At 48.4% G+C, this 938-nt stretch carries 1 protein-coding gene; it reads left to right on the top strand.

Translation table 11 applies throughout. The annotated features are described in order from the left end of the window. A partial coding sequence (locus F8B77_RS17645) for a hypothetical protein (protein ID WP_167512862.1) occupies window positions 1–938 on the top strand: 938 nt, incomplete at both ends.

Genomic DNA, 938 nt, shown 5'->3' with positions numbered 1-938 from the left:
ACCGGTGAGCGTTTTGGCGAGACGCAACTATCCAGCACCCATGTGCAGACAGAATACACCACCCCAGTGCTTCGCATCATGACGCAAGCGCATACGGTCAGCGAAGACATGTATGTGCCTTTAGAAGATTACCCTGACGGCTTACAATATTGGGACTCTAACTACATGCCGAGAGTCGCTTACTCTGCCGTGAGTAATGGCACTAAAGATGGTGTGGTTTGGCAAGACCAAACTGATATGGCGGTGTATTACAGCGAATTTAACCCGGATGGCACCCATAACCGCACGCTGAGTTTGCCTAATGATGACAATGAGCGATTGCTTTCAGCAACCAGTAACGGTAGCGGCGCGATTGTCTACGGCCTTTCAAAGTCTCGTGAAGAATATGAAACCGCACTCACCATGCCAGTGCGTCTCATCCGTTACGATCTGAATAGCGAAACTCTCACTATCACTAAATTACTCGATAGTTCAACGCCTACCGGTGCTGCACCCGATGGACTTGATGTGTCTAACGTTGGTGGCACGCCATCTAAGTTAGCTTGGTCTGGTGATCGCATTGGTTTAAATATCCTCCGCTCCAGAACCGATGGGCACCAATCTGGCTTGGCCGTGGTGTATGATGCCAATACCCTTGATTTAGTTAAAAACCTTCTACAAATATCCGGGCATCAATTTGGCGGCACCATGATGGTGGATAGCCAAGGTAACTTTAATACTTTGGTGCTTGGTGATAATTTCCCACGCGGTATCAATTTGATCCAATGGAATGACACAGCTCGCTACACTCAAGATTTACTGCGGATTAAAACTGAGCATGCCGACTACCAAGGGGTAGGTGAGGTCTATACTGCCATCTCCACACCAAGCCAAACCTACTACACCTGGTCAAACGATAACCGTACCTATTCAGAGCTCGGCGGTGTGGTTGAAATGGA

It is taken from the genome of Aliivibrio finisterrensis (assembly GCF_008933155.1).
Taxonomy (GTDB): Bacteria; Pseudomonadota; Gammaproteobacteria; order Enterobacterales; family Vibrionaceae; genus Aliivibrio; species Aliivibrio finisterrensis.
This window is presented reverse-complemented; position numbering and strand designations above follow the sequence as displayed.